Raw genomic sequence first — 14,593 nt, forward strand, 5'->3', positions numbered from 1 at the left:
GTTATTCCGGGTCAATCCACCGGCCATCTCCCTTAATGATTTCAATAAGTTCGTCTAACGCATCGGTGGTACCCACATTGCGTTTAACCACCTCCTTGCCGCGGTAGAGGGTGATTTTCCCCGGACCCGCACCCACGTAACCATAGTCGGCGTCAGCCATTTCGCCCGGGCCGTTCACAATACACCCCATAATCCCAATCTTAAGCCCTTTGAGATGGTTGGTCCTGCTCCGTATCATTTGGGTGGTCTCCTGCAAGTCAAACAGTGTGCGGCCACAGCTGGGGCAGCAAATATATTCCGTTTTGGAAATGCGCGAACGGGTTGCTTGCAGGATGGCAAATGATGCCGATACCAGTTTATCGACGGGAGTGGCAGGTGAGTCTATCCATATCCCGCTGCCCATGCCGTCTACCAGTAGGGCACCCATGTCGGTGGCCGCGTATACTTGCAGTTTTGACAACGGTTCTTCCGGATCCGTCAAGTCGCCCAGGAGACCCGTAAAATCTGCGGCGGGGTAATGTCGTCGGATAATGACCGGATTGTCGAGACCCAGCTCGGAAAGTGCACCAAAAAATTGCCGCTGGTCGGCCATCCCATGTGATACATCGGTTTCTACCACGAAAATAATGGTCTTGTCCAACGGCAATGCCTCAAATGCAGGCGTTCCTATATCGGCATACCGTATCCTCACCAAATTTAGGTGGGCATCCCTTTCGGTTGCTTCCAGAAACTGGCTTAGTGAAAACAACGGGTGGATGTTGGACTTGTCTTGGATATTCCGCCAGGTTGGGTAATCATACAATTGCTTCAGATTGCCCGGCATGGCGAAGGAGGGAAGTGTGCTGCCAAGATAGACGAAATCCACCGACTGTTCGCCCATGTGGTATTTGTCGAGCCAAGGATCATATTTATACCCCACGTCGGTGAGGGTGTGTGGGTCTTTCAGATTTTTCCCCGAGATATCCACCACGACCCGCGGCACTTGGGTACCGCCGATAAATACATTCACTTCATTGGATACATAGGCAGTCGGTTTGCATGCGGGGGCGTTCCCTTTATATTCCTTCTGTCGCGATTTATATCGATTTACGAGGGCTATGGCCACCGGCGCTTCAAGTTCAGGCTCTTCCGTAAGGGACACCCGCACTGTATCGCCCAAACCATCTTCCAGCAGTGTCCCGATGCCTACGGCCGATTTGATGCGGCCATCTTCACCATCGCCGGCTTCGGTAACGCCAAGGTGTAGCGGGTAGTTCATCCCTTCGGACACCATCGTCTCCACCAGTAGGCGGTATGCGCGTACCATCACTTGTGGGTTGCTCGACTTCATCGAGACCACAATACGATGGTAATCGAGGTCTTCACAAATTCGGATGAACTCCATGGCTGACTCGACCATTCCCTCCGGTGTGTCGCCGTAGTGGCTCATGATGCGGTCCGAAAGCGAACCGTGGTTTGTGCCAATCCGCATGGCCGTGCCGTATTCCTTGCATATTTTCACTAGCGGGGCAAACTTCGTATAAATACGTTCCAACTCGGACTGATAGGCCGACGCTGTATAATTCAGCTGGTCGAACTTCTTCTTATCGGCATAATTTCCAGGATTGATACGTACTTTTTCAACGATCCGGGCGGCTATCTCGGCGGCATTGGGGGTAAAGTGGATATCGGCAACAAGCGGTACATGGTAGCCGCGTTTGCGCAACTCTTTCTTTATTTCGGCTAGGTTATTAGCTTCCTTGATGCTGGGAGCAGTTATGCGTACATATTCGCAGCCAGCCTCCACCATCCGGATGGTCTGTTCCACCGATCCGATGGTGTCCATGGTGTCTACGGTAGTCATGCTCTGGATGCGTATCGGATTGTCGCCACCCATCGGTATATCACCTATAGAAACTTCACGGGTTCGCCACCTAGCGTATTCCGTTAGTGAGTTACAGTAGCCCCCGGGGAGCGTGTTTCCGGTTTTCGTATCCATGCGTGCCACAAAGTTAGGGATAATGGGTGATCAAATCAACCGATCCTTGATAACAAGTGTTCCCGCAATCTTGTCGTGGAGGCATTGCTGGCGCCGGTCGAAGAAGCCGGTGAGGAACCCGATACCCAAGGTTGCTATACCAACTAATTTGGCTGCATTCCGCCCTAAGGCCTTTCCATAGCCAATGGGCCTACCCTGCTCGTCGGTGACCTTTATGCCGATAAGCATCTTGCCGATCGAGGCTTGCTTTTTCGACCCTTCCATGGCCGTGCTTAAGATGAATTTCGTCACGGGTACGATGGCCAGTCCGATAAGCAAGGCCGGGATGCTCTCTTTCGCATTTGACGTGCCCGCAAGGTAGATGGCGGCTAGTGCTGCATATACACAGCCCGCGATGAAATAGTCAATTGCCGTTGCAAGCAAGCGTACATCCAATGTGGCGAAATACTGGGGGCGTGTGGTCTGATACGCGATATTTAGTAAGCCACTTAGTTCGGCAAATTCCCGTACTTCTTTAAATTCGGGATACCCCGATGGTTTAACGAAGTCTGTCGGACTGAGGTCCATGCGGCGTAATTCATCCAGGGAAAAGGGCCCTTGGGGCTTTCCGCCGATAACCACATCGAACCGGTCGGGAAGTGTGCCCTTAGTCATAACGCTTCACGGCAAACGAGCTCAATCCACCTTTCAGGTTAATGAGGAACCGGTTGCTTGCACCCTCATAACCTTCTGTGGTATAGGAACCGTCGGCTTGCTTGGTGAAACCGGGGAAATCCTTGGACGACAGTCCCGATTTGATGATGATTTTGCATGCAGCAGCGCGGGGTATCTCTATTTCCACACTGGCTACGCCCGACTCGGCCGTTATGATGGTTTCTTCCAGTGGCGTGCCTAATTTCGCTTCGAACGATGCCGCGCCGCCATTGAAACTGAGGCTCGCCACTTTATAAGGGGTGAGGTCAAACTCTGCCGCGCCGGCTCCCATATCGAGTGAGATACGCCACTCGGGATTACGATTCAAACGGATTTCGGCCCGGTTTTCCCCGTCGCGCATATTCCAGTCGCCTTTTTTGGTGTCGCGCATGCTGAATGTCAGGTCGGCATTGGAGCCATTGGTTGTCGTTTCCAATTGGTGCCCACCGATGGTGCTCGTTGCTTCCGCATGGAACAGCTCATCTGTCAACCCTTTGATTTCGTATTCGACTGCCCCCCCTTTGATGTGGAGGTTTGCGGTGGTAATGGAATTGTCATAGGCATGGGTAAATACACCATTCGATAGTTCCCCGGCTTCTCTACTGGGCGACGAGATACGTCTTTCCGATTTCCAGTCGTTATGGTCAAACATCCACCAATTGCCATGCGGGGGAAATGTGCCGCGGAACGCAAGAAACGCTAGCGCGGCGACGGTAACAACAATGGATATGGCATTGCCGATACCTTTTTTGGGTACCAACAGGTTCACGCCGATGATGATGAGGATAACGGGCCACATGCTAAACACCGACCGCCAGTAAAAATCGATAACGTCTAGGTTATCCAATAATAAGACGCCGCCCACGAACAGTAGGATGAGGCCCCAGCTTAATTTTTCTTTGTTCATAACATGTTCAGTTATTTGGTGTAACCATGATCGGCGCCCGTATTGTCGGCGGGGTCGTCCGGTTTGCCCTCGGGTGCTTGCGCCCCGGACGCCGGCTCTTTAGTCTCATTCACGAAAAACGGCTTTTGCTTCCGGGGCTTGAACGCCCCGAAGATGGTAGCCAATCCCAACACGATGATCAGCACGGGCCAGAACCGGGCGAAGTCGCGCCAATAAAAAATATCCAGCTGGTGCAATAAAAAAAAGATACCCAATGCCACCAAAATCAATCCGGCCACATATCGGTCTTTGCTCACTTTTTTATTGCGCATGTTGAACGCCCCACCCTTATCCCAGGTATGGGGAGCGTAACCGCCGATATCGTCGGCCGGTGGGGTTGGTTGCGTGCGGTAGTCTACATGAAAAGGATCGCTCGGCATGACAAACGATTTGATGGGAAGCACGATCCAAAGTACGATATAGACGATGGGCCCTAATAGCCCGATACCCATATAACCCGAGAAAAAGACGCTGATGATGAATGCGATCCGTACCCAAGTTTTATCTATGCCGAAATATGCCCCCAAGCCCGCACAGACGCCTGCTACGGCGCCCTCGTAGGGGATGCGTTGAAGTTTCTTGTCCATGGATTCCTCCTTTTTTAAATATTACCGTATCGGGGTTTTATCACGATTTCCTCCATGTTGGCTCCGTCGCTCATCCGGAGGCAGGTTACAATAGCCTCGGCAATGTCTGCCGGCAGGATAAACCGGTCGGCAGGGATTTCGGTGCCTTCCCATGAGGAAGTCAGTGTTGACCCTGGGATGATCTCGGTCACCTTCACGTCGTGCGACCGCAGTTCCTCCCGCAATACTTGGGTTAGACCCCTAACCGCAAATTTTGTTACAGTGTAGGTACCTGCTGCGGATACCGGCTCGCGGCTTGCGATGGAACTGATATTGAAGATGTGTCCGCGGCGGTTTTTTCGCATGTGCCGGCCTACAGCGCGTGATAGGAGATGGGGTGTGATATAATTGACCTGCAATTGCTGCTGGAAATCCTCGTCGGTTTCATCCAACACAGATACGGGTTTAAATATGCCGACGTTGTTTATGAGGATATCCGGTCCCGGAACCGTTTCGGCCAGCCAGCTGATCAACCCATCGAGTTGCTGGGCATCGGCAACATCGCAGGCGTTGTATTGAACAGTAATGCCCGCGTGTTGGTTTTCGAGTGTTGCTTTCAACATTTCAAGCTCTTCCTTGTTCCGGGCGGTAAGCAGCAGATTACACCCCAAGGCGGCTAATTTGTTGGTAATGGCCAGCCCCATCCCTTTCGTTGCGCCGGTAATGAGTGCTGTTCGCTGTTTTAAATGTAGCATATATATCTTTTGTGTTCTCCTAGTTGTTTTTCAAATTTAGGTCTTTTGTCTGAGTTATTGGTACAACGACGCACAAGGTTGTGTTATGCCCACACAGGGTCGTGATTTGCAGATACAAACCTGTCACGGGTCAACACAATAGCGTCGTGTGTGAAGATAGATTCGTCTTCACGCAGCACAGGCCTACGTGGAGCCAAAACGATACCCGGTCAAGTCGAGACGATATCGTCTCTTATCGGCATGATGCTGTCTCAAGTAGGCACGATATCAGGTCTGGTCGAGGCTGTATCGTCTCGTAGCAACACAAGGCTGTCTCTAATCGGCACAACTTTGTGTTGTCTCATTACAACCTTGGGATGAGGCAAGGCAGGACCGGATCGATTTGGAACTGTATGGCGTCTGCTCAACCTCGTATTTAGTCAAGTCGATATGATGTTGGAGTGAATCCACAGCTTGTTGTCTGGGTTTAAGGCGTTGTTGTGGTACGGAGAGACGATCCAGTGTCGGTGTGGGATGGCCTTGCTTTGACATCAGATGATATCGTTCCAACGAAGTTGTTGTCGATGAGATATTTCCGGATTTTCTGTTCAGCACCACCGCGATATAAAACACCAGGAAACTCAACAATGGCGGCTGTTCCTGAAGTGGCCAGCCAAGACAGCATGTGCATGGTAAAGGCTAAATCGGCTTTGGATTTAGGGGCCAAAACACCGGCTGGCGAGAACCGGGGGTCATTGATCAAGAGCGGATTGGCGTCGCCTTCCCATTTGATGGAATAGGGCGGGTTGGATACAATCGCATCAAAAGGTTCATCGTCCCAACGTTGAGGTTCGGATTGCTTGCCGCATTCTTCCGTACGTTCGTAAACAACTCGGACGGAAGAATAAAGAAGCCTTTTTCGGCTACGGTGTCTTTACGCCCAAACTCAGCTTCCTCGTCCGACAATTGTGCAAAGTTAAAATCGGCATTCCCCGTTTCCCTTTCTCCCTTATTGATATGCACCGCTAGGTTTTCGGATATAAACCGGTAAAAAAGAATTCCTAACACATAGGACTTGAAATCCCACCCATCCACGCTTCCCCTTAAGTCATTGGCTATCTGCTATATGGTGCGGTGTAGTTCGTCGCGTTCTTGTTCTTTGGTCATTTATATACAGCAATTTTTGTTTATCAAAAAAAACTCGATCTCTAATCAGATTGTATTATGAATCTTTTACAGGCTCATGATTGGGTAAATATATGAACAAAGTTGCCGTTCTACGAAACCATTAACAACAATACCGCCCCGAAAGGGGGCGGCAGTGCACGGCGGCACATCGCTCAAGTTATACCGCCTTTTTCTGTTTGGATGTCACACGGTCACGCGGGCACGCAGGGAGGCCGTCGGGCTCCACTCACTTACGCCTTTTTTATTGCGCGAGCGGACGCGGAAATAGTAGACCACGCCATCTTCCACCGGCCCGTAAAAATTGCCGAGCGCCCGAGGTGCGGGATCCAGGTCTTGCCACACGGGTTGTCCCGTCGTGTCCAACTCGGAGGCCAACTGCATTTCATACTGGTAGGCTGCCCTGACAGCCTCGAACAGGAGCCGTAGTTCGCCGGGGCGGTTGGAATCTGCCAACCGCGCCCAGGTAGATGCTGGCGGTATTTGCCCAGCCTTGGGCGGTAGTACCGGATAGAAGCCGGAACTTAGCTGCACGGAACTGGTTTGCGTGAAGTTGTTGATGTAGCTCGCGACCCGACGCATCATCACGATCAGGACATTCCGGGCTTCATCTTTCTCTTCCTTCTGTACCCCGCTGGCGCGGCCGTTGGCGGTGATGGCTTGCTTGGCGACATAGTCCAGTGCCACCGGTTCATATTCGGCAATCGGTGGATGGAGATCGGGGAAATGCGTGTTTGTCTGTAAGGCATCGACCGTGCGTGTAGCTAACGAAGCAAGGTCGGCATCGCTGAGATAGTCGTAGTTGGTAATTAATTTCGGTGTTCTCATTTTCTTTTTGTTTTTATGTTAACTTGTTTTCGATGTGATGGTTCCTTACCATCGGTTATGCTCCTTTGTTTCGTCTATCGGCAACGTTGGCCCCCTTGGCCATCCATTGCCTATCCGCTGGTTTATGGGTCCTGCCCGGCTGGGGTGTTGTGTGATTACCATAACTGAAATTTTTTGTTTCTACGACCAAATTGAAGAGAAAGAAACGGTTAATAAAATGCGCGGACAACTACGGACAGTCTGCGGACAACAACGGACAGTACTGTCTTTTTTTAGCGGGTTACCGCGTCGGCCCCGTATCGTTCGCCCCGATTTAATCATAAGGGCAAATTAGGATGGGCAAGCCGTATGGAAAGACTATTGGCGGAAATTGGCAGAAATTGGCGGGATTTTCCGCCAATTTCCGCCACGGATGCGATCATTTTGTTTCGATATGGTATCCTTATCGAACAAACAATACGGCACGGATTTTCGTTGTAACTGCAAAACCTGTATCTTTAACGCTAATTGAATAGTTAGATAGCGATTTATGTTTTTCACTTACTTCGGACAATATCTTCTGCTCTTGAAAGCGGTCTTCCGGCGACCGGAGAAATGGCGGATATACTGGAAGGAAATCATCCATGAAATGAACGAAATCGGGGTGGGTTCTTTGGGGCTCATTGCCATCATTTCTACCTTCATCGGTGCCGTAATGACCATGCAGATCGCCTTCCAGTTGGTGTCTGATTTGATTCCCACCTCGGTTATTGGGCAGATCAACCGCGATTCGAGCATCTTGGAGTTAAGCCCGACCATTACCGCGCTGGTATTGGCGGGTAAGGTGGGCTCATCCATTTCGTCGCAGATCGGGTCCATGCGGGTCACCGAACAAATCGATGCCTTGGAAATCATGGGCATCAATGCGCCGGGGTACCTTATCCTTCCCAAAATACTGGCGGGCATCACCATGATTCCGGTGTTGGTTATCATGTCCATTTTCCTGGCGTTGGTAGGGGGGCTTGCCGGAGGGGCAATCTCGGGGGCGGTAACGCCGGCCGATTACATCAACGGTATTACCGATGGTTTCATTGGCTATACGGTGGCGGTAGCGTTGGTGAAGGCGTTTGTTTTCGGGTTTATCATCACCTCGGTGTCGGCATTCAAAGGGTTTTATGTGCGGGGCGGGGCGCTTGAAGTGGGCCAGGCCAGCACCCGCGGTGTGGTCATCAGTTGTATTGCCATTTTAGTGGCCGACTATATCATTACGGCCCTCATGCTTTAACCCTTTTTACCCACAGCAACATATGATTGAAGTTCAAAACATCCATAAATCTTTCGGTGATAACCACGTACTGCGGGGCATAGATGCCCAGTTCGAGCCCGGTAAGATCAGTTTGATTATCGGCGGATCAGGTTCGGGCAAGAGCACGTTGCTGAAATGCATGGTGGGGTTGCACCGTCCCGAACAGGGTAAGGTGCTCTACCAAGGCGAGGATTTTACCCGGATGGATTTTGAAGACCGCATACCCATCCGCAAGGAAATCGGCATGCTGTTCCAGAATTCGGCGCTTTTTGATTCGATGACCGTCGAGCAAAACATCATTTTTCCGTTGGAAATGTTTACGGATATGAGCCGAAGCGAAAAGATCGACCGGGCCAACTTTTGCTTGGAACGCGTGAATCTTGCGGGGCGGAACAAACTGTATCCTGCTGAGCTTTCGGGCGGGATGAAAAAGCGGGTCGGTATTGCCCGTGCCATCAGCATGAGTCCAAAATACCTTTTTGTTGATGAGCCAAACTCGGGCCTCGATCCGGAAACAGCCATTGTCATCGACGAATTGATTTCGGAACTGACCGAGGAATACCAATGTACTACGGTAGTGGTAACCCACGATATGAATTCGGTGATGGGCATCGGTGACCACATTATCTTCTTATACAAAGGACAGAAATGGTGGGAAGGATCAAATAAGGAGATTGCCCATTCAGATGTGGAAGAACTGAACAACTTCGTATTTGCCAGTCCGTTTATGAAAGCTGCAAAAGAACGGTTTTGATCGAACCCGTTCAATTTAATCGCTATCTTTGCCAAAAAAAAAGCCTTACTTTGACAGCGAACAGCATCCAACTCCGTACCCCAGAGCATTGGGAAGATTACGAACTCATCGATTGTGGTGATTTTGAAAAATTGGAACGGTTTGGCGACCGCATCCTGATCCGGCCGGAGCCACAGGCCGTATGGGCAAAAGGGCTTGCAGAAGCGGAGTGGATGAAGCGGCACGATATCCGATTCAAAGGCCGCTCGGCTACAAGTGGCGATTGGATTAAAAAGAACCCTAAACTGCCAGACCGTTGGCATATCCAATATCAGAACAGCGATACTGCCATTAAGTTACGTCTTGGTCTTACCTCTTTCAAACATGTGGGCGTTTTCCCCGAACAGGCGGTCAATTGGGATTATATTTCGGCCGCGGTAAAAACCTTCCGCACACCGCGGCCCAAGGTGCTCAACCTTTTTGCTTATACCGGAGGTGCTTCGTTGGTTGCCCGCGCAGCCGGTGCCGATACCACCCATGTCGATTCGATCAAGCAGGTGGTTACGTGGGCCAACGAAAACCAGGAGCTGTCGGGCCTTTCGGATACGCGCTGGGTGGTGGAAGACGCCCTTAAATTCGTAAAGCGCGAGTTGAAACGCGGCAATACGTACCACGGTATTATCCTCGATCCGCCCGCTTACGGCCATGGGCCGAAGGGCGAGAAATGGAAATTGGAAGACCACATTGCCGAGATGATGCGTGATGTGGTGCAGCTACTAGACCCACAGGAGCACTTTTTGATTTTGAACACATATTCGTTGGGGTTCTCTTCCGTGATCGTCGAAAACCTGATCAAGGGTGCGCTGCCAAGTGTCCAAAACCTCGAAACCGGCGAATTGTACCTACAAGCGACGGCAGGGAGCAAGCTGCCATTGGGCGTATTCGGTAAATTCCTGAAATCGGGAAAATGATAGGATTGGATTATGGTATTGTTTAATAGCGATAATATACACGGTTGGGAAGACTTGGGGGAAGGGGTGAGCCGCAACGTTATGTCGTACAACGACGACCTGATGGTCGTGAAGGTCCGATTCGAAACGGGAAGTATCGGTGCGGCCCATCAGCACCCGCATACGCAGATCAGTTATGTCGAGTCGGGCGTGTTTGAATACACCATTGGCAAACACACAAAGGTGATGGTTCAGGGCGATACGTGCATCATCCCGTCAAATAGTACACACGGCTGCCGGTGCTTGGAAGCGGGTACACTCATCGATTCATTCCACCCTATGCGGAAAGATTTCGTTACTCAAATACCACCGTCTTATTCCCGGTAATAATTACCCGATCTTCGATGACCAGACGCAGCGCCTTGCTCAACACTGATTTTTCCACTTCTTTACCCGCACGCACCATATCCCTCACCGTATAGCTGTGGTTTACCGGGCGGATATCCTGCGCAATGATCGGGCCCTGGTCGAGATCGCTCGTGACGAAATGCGCTGTTGCGCCGATCAGTTTCACGCCCCGTTCGTGCGCCTGTTTGTACGGGCTGGCTCCGATGAATGCCGGGAGGAAGGAATGGTGGATGTTGATAATGCGACCCGCATAATGACCCACGAAATCAGCAGAGAGTATCCGCATGAATTTAGCCAACACAACGTAATCCGGTTGATGTGTATCCAATAGGTGCGTAATCTCCCGCTCAAATTCCGTTTTTGATTTACCCTCGTGGGTTACGTGGTAAAATGGGATATTAAAGCGCTGCGTAAATGCGCTTAATTCGTCGTAATTGCCCACCACGCAGCATACCTCGGCACCGAGTGTATTGAAAAAGTAGCGAACAATGATGTCGCCCAGGCAATGGTGTTCTTTGGTAACCAATATGGCTAGACGCTTTTGCTGTGGCGGATTTACGGTTACCGTTGCCCCGGTGGGCAATGCGTTGACGAGGTCTGCGGTTAGCAGCTCATTATCTTCCGCCTTACCGGCACATACAATCCGAACATAGAAGCGTTCGGCGGCCTCATCCACATATTCGCGCATGGTAACGATGTTCAGGGCATGGCGCGCCACGGTATTGGCAATCCGGCCGACCAATCCCACGGCATCGTGGCACTGGATAAGGATAAGGGTTTGGTTTATCATGATCTTTTAAGCCACCAGCTCTTCGGTTTTCGATTCTTCGGCAATATCCAATTCCACACGGAGGTTATTCACAATGTGCTTTTGCCTATCTGGCGTGTTCTTGCCCATGTAATATTCCAGCAGTTGCTTTATTTTCAGTTCCTTTAGAAGGATAACGGGATCCAAGCGCATATCCTCGCCAATAAAAAGCCCGAATTCGTCAGGCGAAATCTCTCCCAGCCCCTTAAAACGTGTGATTTCGGGCTTACCCCCTAATTTCATGATGGCGCGCTGGCGCTCTTCGTCGCTGTAGCAATAGATGGTCTCTTTCTTGTTGCGCACACGGAATAAGGGCGTTTGCAAAATAGACACGTGCCCGGCTTTCACCAAATCGGGAAAAAACTGGAGGAAGAAAGTCATCAGCAGCAAGCGGATGTGCATGCCGTCTACATCGGCATCGGTGGCAATGACAATATGGTTGTAACGGAGTCCATCTAGCCCGTCTTCGATGTTGAGGGCATGTTGCAGGAGGTTGAATTCCTCATTTTCATACACCACTTTCTTGGTGAGCCCGAACGCATTGAGCGGCTTGCCTTTCAGGCTGAATACGGCTTGTGTCTGCACATTGCGCGATTTGGTAATGGACCCGCTTGCCGAATCACCCTCGGTGATGAACAGGGTGGTTTCCTGGGCTAACTCGTGCTTGTCGCCGTAGTGCACCTTGCAATCACGCAGTTTTCGGTTGTGCAGGGAGGCCTTTTTGGCACGTTCGTTGGCCAGTTTTTTGATGCCGGCGATGTCTTTCCGTTCCCGTTCCGATTGCATGATCCGCTTTAATAAAGCGTCAGCCGTTTCGCCGTGCTTGTGCAGGAAGTCATCGAGCGCCTTCTTGATGAAATCGTTGATAAACGTACGTACCGTAGGGCCCTCGGGGCCGATGCTTTGCGAACCGAGTTTGGTTTTTGTTTGCGACTCGAATACAGGCTCCTGTACCTTGATGGCAACCGCTCCGATGATGGATGCCCGGATGTCGGAGGCATCGAAATCCTTCTTGTAAAATTCGCGCACGGTCTTCACCACCGCTTCGCGGAAAGCCGCTTGGTGTGTGCCGCCTTGGGTGGTGTGCTGTCCGTTTACGAACGAATAATATTCTTCGCCGTATTGTTGGCCATGGGTAATCGCGATTTCGATGTCCTCCCCCTTGAGGTGGATGATAGGGTACCGCATGGATTCCGAGTCGATATTCCGTTCGAGCAGATCTTTGAGTCCATTTTCAGAAACGAATTTCTGGCCGTTGAAATTGATGGTCAATCCGGAGTTGAGGAAAACATAATTCCATATCATGTTTTCCACGAACTCTGCGCGGTAATGGTAGTTTTTGAAAATGCTGTCGTCGGGGTAAAAGGTTACGGCGGTCCCGTTTCGCTGGGTGGTAGTCTTTTCTTCATCCCTCACCAGTTCCCCTTTGCTAAACTCGGCAATCCGTGTCTTTCCATCGCGGTACGACTGTACCGTGAACGACGTGGAAAGTGCATTGACGGCCTTTGTACCGACCCCGTTGAGGCCAACCGATTTCTGGAAGGCCTTGCTGTCGTATTTTCCACCGGTATTGATTTTTGATACCACATCGACCACCGAACCGATGGGGATGCCCCGGCCATAGTCGCGTACGGCAATCTTCTGCTCGCTCATATTGATATCGATGGTTCTCCCGGCGCCCATCACGAACTCATCAATGGAGTTATCCACCACTTCTTTGAGTAATACATAGATGCCATCGTCATACGCTGAGCCATCGCCCAGCTTGCCGATGTACATCCCGGGCCGGAGCCGGATGTGCTCTTTCCAATCGAGCGAACGTATACTATCTTCGTTATATGCGGTCATTTTTTAGACAATAGATATTAGACACTTCACTAAGGCTTGCGTCGTTTGATACTCATGCCGAATAAGGTCACGCAATATTACGAAATTTTAGTTGTTTTTTCCTATTGACAAAACGCTGTCAACATCGCTCCGTTTCTTTGCAGTGAACAATAAGGAATTATCAATTATTCACAATTAATTATCGTTATCATGAGTATCATCACCAAAGACGAGTTGTTGAAACATTGGCAAGGGCACCGTGCCTTGACCCGCCGGGTTATCGAAGCGTTTCCCGAGAAAGAACTGTTTACGTTTTCCGTTGCCGGCATGCGGCCTTTCGGCGAACTGGCTAAGGAGCTGTTGTCTATCGCTGTGCCGGGTCTACAAGGCATCGTTGACCGTGCCGGCGAAGACTATACGGAGACCGGACTGGAGGGCATCACCACCAAGGAGACGCTGCTGAAGAAATGGGACGAAGATACGCCGCAGATCGATGCGTTGTTCGGCCGCATCCCCGAGACGGATTTCCACGAAACATTCAACCTTTTCGGGCAGTTCAACTTTCCGATTATTGAGAACATCCTGTATTTCATTGACAATGAAATACACCACCGCGGGCAAGGGTATGTTTACCTGCGCTCACTGGGTATACAGCCGCCGTTTTTCTGGGAGCGTTAATTCCGGAAATTGGCGGCTACCGCATCAATCAGTTCACCTAGGCGATGGCGTACAGTCTCGGGCTCGAGCACCTGTACCCCATCGCCGTACATAAGAAGCCACCGCGGGAAGCCTTCTTGGAAATCCTGCGTTTCGAACACCATATCGGTATACGTCCCGCAATCACGTTCGGATACGAAACCCCAAAAGCGCCGATCCCACTTCATGTAGGCGGCGAAGCGGTTCTCCACACGGATGCGGACCGTCTTTTTGGGGGCGTCGTTGCGCGTGCGTTCCCGTTTTTCCATAAACTCGCCCAGCGAGGGGTGTTCGCGTTCGAACGGTTTTTCCAGCACCTGGAGTTGCATGATGCGGTCTGCCCGGAATTGGCGGTAATCCTTACGGGCATGGCAGTATGCATATACGTACCAGAAGTTCATTTCGTGGAACAGGCCCACCGGTTCAATGGTCCGCTGCTTCGGCTTGTCGTCGTTGACCCCCTTGTATGATAAAAACACCTGCCTTCGCTGGGCGATGCTTTCAATCAAGTTGCTAAGCGCATGGGGTACGTTGTTATTGAAAACATCATAACCCGGTTTCGCCATCACAATCTTCGATTCGATGGCTGATAGCGAATCCTTCTCCGTCATCCGGAGCACGGCTTTGATCTTATAGAGCGCCGTGTCGTAGTGCTCCTGCAGCCGGCGGTCCATGAATTTGCCCATCAACTTCTGCGCACCCACAAAACTCATCGCCTCTTCGTGGGTAAAGAGTACCGGCGGTAAGCGGTAACCTTCTACGATGCTGTAACCGGCGCCGGCCTCACCGAATATCGGCACACCCGCCTGTTCGAGGCTCCGTATATCGCGGTATATGGTGCGCAGGCTTACGCCGAACCGGTCGGCGAGTTCCTGTGCTTTTACCACGCGTTTGGATTGCAGCTGGATGTAAATGCTCACAATCCTGTCGAATCGTTTGGTCGTGTCAACAGCCAT

16 protein-coding genes are annotated in these 14,593 nt (G+C 51.1%); 5 read left to right on the plus strand and 11 right to left on the minus strand.

Annotated elements, in window-relative coordinates; all coding sequences use genetic code 11:
- Position 1: 1 nt before the first annotated feature.
- The 8 genes from ispG to ACO1NT_RS01540 form a co-directional block, all read right to left on the minus strand.
- The gene (gene ispG / locus ACO1NT_RS01505) at positions 2 to 1,978 is read right to left on the minus strand and encodes a (E)-4-hydroxy-3-methylbut-2-enyl-diphosphate synthase (protein WP_449046584.1); all 1,977 of its coding nucleotides are present in this window, start codon (positions 1,976 to 1,978) and stop codon (positions 2 to 4) included.
- 30 nt (positions 1,979 to 2,008) lie between these two features.
- Positions 2,009 to 2,632 (minus strand): RDD family protein, encoded by a 624-nt coding sequence (locus ACO1NT_RS01510; RefSeq protein ID WP_449046586.1) that lies wholly within the window; start codon positions 2,630 to 2,632, stop codon positions 2,009 to 2,011.
- Positions 2,625 to 3,578: a LiaI-LiaF-like domain-containing protein gene (locus ACO1NT_RS01515; RefSeq protein WP_449046587.1), complete on the minus strand. Its 954-nt coding sequence runs from the start codon at positions 3,576 to 3,578 to the stop codon at positions 2,625 to 2,627. The genes ACO1NT_RS01510 and ACO1NT_RS01515 overlap by 8 nt, the downstream gene beginning before the upstream one ends.
- Before the next feature lie 11 nt (positions 3,579 to 3,589).
- Entirely contained in the window at positions 3,590 to 4,204 is a 615-nt protein-coding gene (locus tag ACO1NT_RS01520) for a PspC domain-containing protein (protein ID WP_449046588.1), read from the minus strand.
- A gap of 14 nt (positions 4,205 to 4,218) precedes the next feature.
- Positions 4,219 to 4,938, minus strand: a complete 720-nt coding sequence (locus ACO1NT_RS01525) for an SDR family NAD(P)-dependent oxidoreductase (RefSeq protein WP_449046590.1) — start codon at positions 4,936 to 4,938, stop codon at positions 4,219 to 4,221.
- 466 nt (positions 4,939 to 5,404) lie between these two features.
- Positions 5,405 to 5,734, minus strand: coding sequence for an N-6 DNA methylase (locus ACO1NT_RS01530; protein WP_449046655.1), 330 nt, complete (start codon positions 5,732 to 5,734; stop codon positions 5,405 to 5,407).
- Positions 5,677 to 6,036 carry a type I restriction-modification system subunit M N-terminal domain-containing protein gene (locus ACO1NT_RS01535; RefSeq protein ID WP_449046656.1) on the minus strand — a complete coding sequence of 120 codons (360 nt, stop codon included), beginning with the start codon at positions 6,034 to 6,036 and terminating at the stop codon, positions 5,677 to 5,679. Before ACO1NT_RS01535 ends, ACO1NT_RS01530 begins: the two co-directional genes overlap by 58 nt.
- A gap of 252 nt (positions 6,037 to 6,288) precedes the next feature.
- Positions 6,289 to 6,930, minus strand: a complete 642-nt coding sequence (locus ACO1NT_RS01540) for a hypothetical protein (RefSeq protein ID WP_449046591.1) — start codon at positions 6,928 to 6,930, stop codon at positions 6,289 to 6,291.
- A gap of 529 nt (positions 6,931 to 7,459) precedes the next feature.
- Between ACO1NT_RS01540 and ACO1NT_RS01545 the strand changes: the two genes are divergently transcribed.
- From ACO1NT_RS01545 to ACO1NT_RS01560, 4 genes are read left to right on the plus strand one after another with little or no spacing between them, the layout of a single operon-like run.
- Positions 7,460 to 8,194, plus strand: a complete 735-nt coding sequence (locus ACO1NT_RS01545; protein ID WP_449046593.1) for an MlaE family ABC transporter permease — start codon at positions 7,460 to 7,462, stop codon at positions 8,192 to 8,194.
- Positions 8,195 to 8,216: 22 nt separating this feature from the next.
- Entirely contained in the window at positions 8,217 to 8,969 is a 753-nt protein-coding gene (locus ACO1NT_RS01550; protein ID WP_449046594.1) for an ABC transporter ATP-binding protein, read from the plus strand.
- Between the two features lie 50 nt (positions 8,970 to 9,019).
- A complete protein-coding gene (locus ACO1NT_RS01555) occupies positions 9,020 to 9,919 on the plus strand; it encodes a class I SAM-dependent methyltransferase (protein ID WP_449046596.1) in 900 nt (299 codons plus the stop codon).
- A 12-nt stretch (positions 9,920 to 9,931) separates the two neighbouring features.
- Positions 9,932 to 10,285, plus strand: coding sequence for a cupin domain-containing protein (locus ACO1NT_RS01560; protein WP_449046597.1), 354 nt, complete (start codon positions 9,932 to 9,934; stop codon positions 10,283 to 10,285).
- On the opposite strand, the gene purU is transcribed toward ACO1NT_RS01560, so the two are convergent.
- Together purU and ACO1NT_RS01570 are read right to left on the minus strand one after the other, a co-directional pair.
- The gene (gene purU / locus ACO1NT_RS01565; protein ID WP_449046598.1) at positions 10,254 to 11,096 is read right to left on the minus strand and encodes a formyltetrahydrofolate deformylase; all 843 of its coding nucleotides are present in this window, start codon (positions 11,094 to 11,096) and stop codon (positions 10,254 to 10,256) included. The genes ACO1NT_RS01560 and purU overlap by 32 nt on opposite strands.
- Positions 11,097 to 11,102: 6 nt before the next feature.
- Complete coding sequence (locus ACO1NT_RS01570) at positions 11,103 to 12,962, minus strand: DNA topoisomerase IV subunit B (protein ID WP_449046599.1); 1,860 nt, start codon at positions 12,960 to 12,962, stop codon at positions 11,103 to 11,105.
- 189 nt (positions 12,963 to 13,151) lie between these two features.
- On the opposite strand from ACO1NT_RS01570, the gene ACO1NT_RS01575 reads away from it, so the two are divergent.
- The gene (locus ACO1NT_RS01575) at positions 13,152 to 13,619 is read left to right on the plus strand and encodes a DinB family protein (protein WP_449046600.1); all 468 of its coding nucleotides are present in this window, start codon (positions 13,152 to 13,154) and stop codon (positions 13,617 to 13,619) included.
- On the opposite strand, the gene ACO1NT_RS01580 is transcribed toward ACO1NT_RS01575, so the two are convergent.
- Complete coding sequence (locus ACO1NT_RS01580; protein ID WP_449046601.1) at positions 13,616 to 14,593, minus strand: helix-turn-helix transcriptional regulator; 978 nt, start codon at positions 14,591 to 14,593, stop codon at positions 13,616 to 13,618. The two genes, ACO1NT_RS01575 and ACO1NT_RS01580, sit on opposite strands and share 4 nt — an antisense overlap.

It is taken from the genome of Parapedobacter sp. (genome assembly GCF_053550995.1).

Excerpts from the sequence above, each read along its gene's own strand:
- ispG (WP_449046584.1), bottom strand. The coding sequence starts at position 1,978 with ATGGATACGAAAACCGGAAACACGCTCCCCGGGGGCTACTGTAACTCA.
- ACO1NT_RS01510 (WP_449046586.1), bottom strand. The coding sequence starts at position 2,632 with ATGACTAAGGGCACACTTCCCGACCGGTTCGATGTGGTTATCGGCGGA.
- ACO1NT_RS01515 (WP_449046587.1), bottom strand. The coding sequence starts at position 3,578 with ATGAACAAAGAAAAATTAAGCTGGGGCCTCATCCTACTGTTCGTGGGC.
- ACO1NT_RS01520 (WP_449046588.1), bottom strand. The coding sequence starts at position 4,204 with ATGGACAAGAAACTTCAACGCATCCCCTACGAGGGCGCCGTAGCAGGC.
- ACO1NT_RS01525 (WP_449046590.1), bottom strand. The coding sequence starts at position 4,938 with ATGCTACATTTAAAACAGCGAACAGCACTCATTACCGGCGCAACGAAA.
- ACO1NT_RS01540 (WP_449046591.1), bottom strand. The coding sequence starts at position 6,930 with ATGAGAACACCGAAATTAATTACCAACTACGACTATCTCAGCGATGCC.
- ACO1NT_RS01545 (WP_449046593.1), top strand. The coding sequence starts at position 7,460 with ATGTTTTTCACTTACTTCGGACAATATCTTCTGCTCTTGAAAGCGGTC.
- ACO1NT_RS01550 (WP_449046594.1), top strand. The coding sequence starts at position 8,217 with ATGATTGAAGTTCAAAACATCCATAAATCTTTCGGTGATAACCACGTA.
- ACO1NT_RS01560 (WP_449046597.1), top strand. The coding sequence starts at position 9,932 with ATGGTATTGTTTAATAGCGATAATATACACGGTTGGGAAGACTTGGGG.
- purU (WP_449046598.1), bottom strand. The coding sequence starts at position 11,096 with ATGATAAACCAAACCCTTATCCTTATCCAGTGCCACGATGCCGTGGGA.
- ACO1NT_RS01570 (WP_449046599.1), bottom strand. The coding sequence starts at position 12,962 with ATGACCGCATATAACGAAGATAGTATACGTTCGCTCGATTGGAAAGAG.
- ACO1NT_RS01575 (WP_449046600.1), top strand. The coding sequence starts at position 13,152 with ATGAGTATCATCACCAAAGACGAGTTGTTGAAACATTGGCAAGGGCAC.
- ACO1NT_RS01580 (WP_449046601.1), bottom strand. The coding sequence starts at position 14,593 with ATGGCTGTTGACACGACCAAACGATTCGACAGGATTGTGAGCATTTAC.